The following is a 7,490-nucleotide window of genomic DNA, read 5'->3' as shown; positions in this document are numbered from 1 at the left end:
CTTTGATGGCTTCTAAATTCATGGGGGCTCCTCAAAAGAGGAGAATAAGATCATAACCAACCTATCAGGTCAACGTTAATCCAATCATTTGGTAAAAGTCTTCATGATCTTGCTCTGGTCTAACCATAGCTTCACTGATTAGCGATAATTTTTTTTGTCGACTAGGAAACTTATACTAATTGATAATATTGGTTCGTAAAGATAAAATTTTAGATTTAAACATAAAAATCCAACAAAGTGTAGCTGTGCTTGAAGATAATGTTCTTGTTCAAAAGTTTGAGGATGATTTTTATTTCGATACGTATATTAATAGGGTGCAAAAATTACCTTCAATATTAATCTTGATATCAAGAACTAGCGATGGGATGACTCTTATTTTCGAAGGTTATCTTTATTCAAATTCAACTGCATGATAGGAAATAACAAAAATAAAATTAAACTTAAATTGGAAAGTTAAAGATTAAGAGGAAGATATGATAAACGATATTAACGATAGTAGTTCAGTAAAAGTCAGTGGATTTGACTTGATAATTGATAATAAAATTATTGAACAAGGCGTAATCGATGTAATTTTAAATAATAAAGACATTTATCTAAGTTCAGGTAAAAAGGTTGATATAAACACCATCGCTTCTGCCGCTTTAGCCGCAGAAGGAAGCGGTTTAGATACTGCTTATCTTGAAGATATGCTCAACTTTAAATATCCAACATCCACTCCTGAATCAATGCTATCAGAGGATGATATTGAAGCATTAAAAAAAGAGTATGAAAATAAATTTGATAAACTCAAAGAACTATTGAAAGTTCTGGAAGAAGAGAAATCTACCGCTATTTCAGATTCTGAAAGTAAATTATCTGAATTCCAAAAAGAACTTGAGCAAGCCCTTAAAGAAAAGGAAGACTCAGAAGCTCTCGTCAACAATTTAGTGAGCACTTTAGATGCCATAGCCAATGAAGAAGATAGTGATGATTTGGCAGAAAAGCTAAGAGAAGAAGTGCTAAATGATAATACTTCAGATATTGCGTCGCAAACGGTGCCAAAGCAAACCCCACCACCGAAAACGGGAGACGGCGACAGTAGCTCTAAAAAGCCTATTGAATTGCCAATTATAAATTCGGAATCCAAGGCTAAGTTATTTGTATCTGGAGCATTAGATAAAAGTTCTGATACTGGTAAATCTGGAGATAACATCACATCCTTAACCAAGCCAACATTCTCTGGACTAACATTACCGAATACGAACGTTAATTTGAGTATTGGTGGCATTATATATACAACGACTTCAGATGATCTTGGTGTTTGGAAAATTGACATCCCTAATACGCTAAAGAATGACGAATATTCAGTTACTATAACAGCTACGTCATCAGATGGAAGTTCGGAGACTATTACATCTTCAATTACCATTGATAATACAATGCCTGAAATAGTTGAGCTTTCATGGGTAAATCCTGGAGCTTCTTCTGAATCTCTAGTTAATATCTCTAAGCCGACGTTAACCGGAATCGCTACTCCCGGCAGTGTTATAAGCCTTACTATTGGTAGCAATACTTATAATACTCTAGTCGCTGAAGATGGCTCATGGTCAATAGTCGTTACGTCTCCATTAACTGACGGAGATTGGGATTACTCGCTTAAAGTATCTACAACAGCCGGAAATTCATCTTCTATTGGTGGCAACATTACAGTAGATACATCTGTCAGCACTTCATTCTTTCTAATGGACGAAGCAACAGACTCTGGACAAAAAGGTGACTTTATTACTAATAGTAGTAGTCCGAGCTTTACCGGTATTACCGAGCCCTACTCAAAAATAACCCTAAAGATAGCTGGGCATTCCTATCAAGTAACCAGTAATTCAGAAGGTGAGTGGTTTGTTGAACTTTCAAATTTGTTATCGGAAGGTACATATGATCTATCTGTAATTATTACTGATCCAGCCGGAAATATACTTGAACAGTCCACAACCGTATTAATAGATAAAACTAGCCCAGAAGTAAATGTATCTATCACATCAGGTGAAGAAGAGCTTCCTAATAATGGCCACACCAACAAAGATATCTCTCTTTCCGGATCAACCGAGCCAAATTCAACAGTATTCCTCACAATAAACAATAAAACCATTGAAATTCCGGTAGATACTTCGGGAAATTGGTTTTTTGAGCCTGGGATCTTACCTGATGGAAATTATAACTACTCCGTCGTATCAGTTGATAAAGCTGGTAACAGCTCACAAACTATATCAGGCAGTTTCACAGTTGATACAGCCCCTCCTACGCTACCTACCGCTTCTCTAAGTGTAGAATCTGACACGGGAGTTAAAGGAGACAATATAACTAAGGTTGTTACACCAACTTTATCTGGTACTGGAGAACCAGGCTCTGTAATTGTTCTAACCATCAATAACAAGACTTACAAATCAGTAGTTCAACTCAATGGAACATGGAGTATATTGCTAGATGCATTGCCTGATGGTACTTATTCATATTCCTACTACTCTGAAGACCTAGCTGGAAACAAAACCGTTGAAATTCAAGGTCAAGCAATCACTGTTGACACTGCGTTGCCGATTCTAACTGCAGGTTTAGACGAAGCATCTGACGTAGGACACTCGGCTAATGATGGTATCACTAAAGTGAAAAACCTCACCTTTGTCGGCACTGCGCTTCCCGGAGCAACTGTAATACTAACCATAAATGGGAGAAGCTACGAAGCTGAAGTAACTGACGAAGGGACATGGTCAATTGATCTTCCAGAATTAGGTGAGGGGACTTATTCCTACTCTGTTTCTACTACTGACGCCGCAGGTAATAGTAAGATTATCGAAGATAATGTAACGATCGATACCTCTGTCGTAAATACAGCAGGTCTTTCTGAATCATCAGATACTGGTACATCTCAATCAGATGGAATTACAAAATCAGAAAGACCGACGCTGATTGGTAAAACGGATCCTTTTGCAAAAATCGTTGTGACAGTGTTTGGAAAATCCTACCCATTAACGGCTGATAAAGACGGTAATTGGACCCTACCCTACCCTGATGCTTTGCCAGATTTAGAAGATGGTAACTATGAATATACTGTGGAAGTGGAAGACGTAGCAGGCAACACCAACACCTTAAGTAATGGTGTTATTACCGTGGACAATAGCCTCGAAATCACAACCGGATTAGCGTCAAGCAGCCAGCATCCAGACTCTGCAAACCCAACCTTTACGCATTTATCCAGACCCTTACTTACTGGTAATTCCGAGCCCGGAGCTATAATCACAATCATTGTGAATGGCGTACGGTACCCTGCCAACGTAGACGAAACAGGAAAATGGACATTTACATTTCCAACTAACCTATCCCCAGGCCTTACAACATATATTGTTGAGGGCGTCGATATTGCAGGAAACAGAGATACTATTTCAAGCACTGTAAACTATGTGCCTGATGGGGTAGAGTTACCTACAGTCGAAATCTCTCTTGAAGAAAGCTCTGACACTGGCCACAGCAAAAACGATAACATCACTAAAGATAAAACGCCTACATTCATTGGCACAGTGTCTCCAATCTCCGCTAATGTCATCCTAACAATAAATGGTGTTGATTATCGTATTACTCCTAACGCTGCGGGTAATTTTCGTTTTGAATTACCTACTGAACTCACGGATGGGTACCACAACTACAAAATCACGGTTGTCAGTCCTTCCGGCATATCAACAGAAAAATCTGGAATAGTAACGATTGACTCTATGCTTTCACGTCCCGAAATTCAGTTAAGTGGCGTTGACGGTGATATTGATGATCCAAATGATTTTTACTTTCACAACCGAACTTTTGTCTTTTCAGGTAAAACTGAACCTGGAACAAAAGTTCAATTGATACACAATGGTTATTCTTATAACGTGGTAGCTGATCAAAATGGTAACTACACTTTCAATTCAATTTGGAACTATGCAAATACAGCGCCATACACGATAAAATTTGAAGATGTAGCCGGTAATAAATATGAGCAAAGTGGCACTATTCATACACAATGGCCAGCAACTGATACTACGCTATCGTCTCAAGATATTTATATAGACAATGGTTTTTGGCATTTTACTGACAGAACTCCAATTATCGCATTGAAAGGAAACTTTAAATATAAGCTAGAGTTTCTTGGCGAATACAATGCGCAAAATGGCGGGTGGATCGAAGGGTATGGTAATTCTATCGAAATTCCAGCTCACCTTATAGGGCATTGGACAGAGGGAACCATAAAAATAACGCTTGTCGATAAATCAGGTAGAGAAACTATAATTCAACACAAATACAGGGCTAATCTCCAAGAAATTAGCATAACAGAAGATGAACCTACATTTAATGAAAACCAATTAATATCCTTGTCAGGTACATTGCAGACTCCTCCATGGAGTGCAGTTAAGATCATTAATGCTCAGATTCAAATTGATGGAAATACCTATCCTATCACTGTAACTAAGACAGCAAATGGACAATTTAGCTGGACGTTCCAATACCCAAACAATGCCCCTGAATTACCAACAGGACTAGTTGAATATACGTTAACCTTTGAGGATAACTTCGGCCACACTCAATCCAAGTCAGGTGAAGTATACAACTTGACTACTACTGTTGAAATTGAAACTACATCAGATTCCGGTGCATTTGGTGATTTTCTGACCAAAGAAAAGTCCCCTACTTTTGTTGGAGTTGTTTCAAAGGGAGCAACAGTTAGAATTAAAATTGCAGGTGTTTTTTACGACGCTACCGTAGATAATAATGGGAATTGGACTTTTACTGTACCAAACGAATTAGGTCAAGGGCTTCATCGCATTGAAGTCGTAGTTGCTTACGAGGGGCAAACTAAAACGTTCACTCAAGACTTTACGATTGATTCCTCAATTGATCCTTCTACAAGTGGGTTAAGTGAAATAGAAGGACAAAATTCCGAGCTTAGTATAGTAAGCCTTGCTCGTCCTGTTTTTACTGGCAGAACCGAACCAAACGTAACAGTAACGTTGACAATTAATGGTGTGAGCTATTCGGTAGAATCAGACGCAGAAGGCTTTTTCAGTGTTACTCCAAGTAATAATATCGCTCCTGGCACTTATCAGTATACTATTACTTTTACTGACGATGCTGGAAACTCGACTCAAAACGATGGTTCGGTTCAAATTGAACCGAAACCACCTCTTTCTATTAAATATAATTTCGGTCCTAATTTCAGCGAGACAGATGACTATCTCACGAATGATGGACACTTTAAAGGTACAGGCACTCCTGGATATAACGTAGCAATTTCCTATAACGGAGTAACTCTAAATACGACTATTTTACTTGATGGCACATGGAGCATTGATGCCAGCAGTCTTTTTTCAAACACCAGTGATGGTGCTGAATACCAAAATGTCGTTATATCCACTACATCACCGCACACCGGTAACAAAACGGATATAAGTTTTGACGTGGTTTTTGACACAACGCCACCAAGTGTGACTTTTGAGTTGTCAGATGATAGTTTAAGTGGGACCTCCAATACTGTAACAAATAAATCTCAAATTACACTTCAAGGCACGACTAAAGCATTCGCTAAGCTAACGATTGTTATAGGAGATATCACCTACACTGTCTTTGCTGATGCAAATGGTCATTGGTCCGCACCCTTAAATAAAAACAATTTCACTGACGAAGGTGAATATAACTTTAGTATTACCTCTACGGATAGAAACGGTATCGTATCGAACCCAACTTTAGGTTCCTTTGTTATAGATGACACAGGGCCAGTTGTTTCCTATACACATGAATTTGAAGATACAAATGTTACTGACGATAGTATCACAAAGTCTAAAGATCATGTGTTTTCGGGAGTAGTGAGTAATGGAGAAACCGTATCTATTACTATTAATGGTATAAAACATGATGTGATCATTGATCCATCAGGGAATTGGCTTTTAAATTTAGAAAACTTGATTGATGGGCAATATACATACACCATTACGGTTACTGATATCGCAGGAAATAAAACTGAGCGCAGCGGGAAATTTATCGTAGATAATGAGTTACAGAATGCTACTTATAAGTTAAACGAACTGTCAGACTCAGGATTAGTCGGTGATAATACTACTAATGTTGTGAATCCTACTTTTGTAGGTACGGCAGAACCGGGATCTACAGTTGAACTAACAATTAACGGTAAAACCTACACCACAACATCGAAAAAAGATGGTAGCTGGCAAATTACTGTTACTGATAATTTGCCAGAAGGTAGTCATGATTATGACATCATCATTACAGATATTGCAGGTAACGTCGATAGCTTTGATGATAGTATTACCATTAATACCACGCCATCTGATGCTATAGCAGTCACTGTCGGACTATCGCCACAATCAGCCCCAAATCCTGAACTAGATAACACATCTGACAGTTCAAGACCTATATTTGTAGGTACAGCATCACCAAACACCTCTCTTTTAGTTATTGTGGGTGAAAAATCTTACAAGGTTACTACTAATTCCGAAGGGGAATGGCATCTTTCTCTTGATATCCCGCTAGCCGATGGTGATTACAGAATATCAGTTAAAGCTTTTGATCACGTAGGTAATATTATTGGCCAAGTTGAGGATTCTTTTACCGTTGATACCCAAACGACTATTACTTTGGAGGGTATTTATGCGAATGATGAATTAGCAACAAGCTCTAATCATATAAATGATTCAACGCCTACTTTCAAAGGACAAGGCGAGCCTGGCTCAACGGTTGAAATTACTATTAACGGGAAAACACATTCTGTAATAGTAGATAATTCTGGGAATTGGTTGTTAACAATCGACGCACTTCCCGATACCACCTACGACTATACAATTACAATTACCGATAAAGTTGGTAATCAAGATAAAATAGAAGGTGAATTAACTATAGATACGCAATCGCCAAGCTATATCACAGCTAGTCTCGATCAAGATAGTTTAGTGGCCGGTACAACTAACGTTACAACATCAAAAAACCCTATATTTTCAGGCTCTACTGAACCAGGGGCAACCGTAACTTTAATGATAAACGGTAAAACATTAACAACGAAAGCCGACGCTAGTGGACGATGGACTGTAGAGTATGAAGAAAATGACTTAACTTCGGATAGTTATGATTATGTTGTATCAGTTAAAGATACCGCAGGGAATGTGACTGAAACCCCATTGAGTGGCAGTATTACAGTCGATATAACCAAACCTTCTGCAGAATCGTCATTAAGCGCTTCATCAAACAGCGGTTCTAATGAAGATAACATTACATCAAATGTTCGGCCTACCATTGTTGGTTCCACTAAACCTGGATCAACAATTATCTTGACATTTGGAGGGGTCGATTATCCAGTACAAGCTAATGCTGATGGATCTTGGAGCTTTATACCGCCTTTTAACCTTGAAGATGGGACATACAATTACACGGTATCAATAACCGACAAACATGGGCTTTCTAATCAAAATAGTAGCTCAATT

Annotated in this window: 1 protein-coding gene; it reads left to right on the top strand. The window is 38.3% G+C overall.

Annotated features, from left to right (window positions below; genetic code table 11):
- Positions 1 to 473 precede the first annotated feature (473 nt).
- A partial coding sequence (locus RH88_RS12865; protein ID WP_040757963.1) for an Ig-like domain-containing protein occupies positions 474 to 7,490 on the top strand: 7,017 nt, incomplete at its 3' end.

Source organism: Vibrio scophthalmi LMG 19158 (assembly GCF_000222585.1).
In the GTDB taxonomy this organism is placed as follows: Bacteria; Pseudomonadota; Gammaproteobacteria; order Enterobacterales; family Vibrionaceae; genus Vibrio; species Vibrio scophthalmi.
Note: the sequence above shows the minus strand (reverse complement) of the source record. Positions and strands in the feature narration are given on the sequence as shown.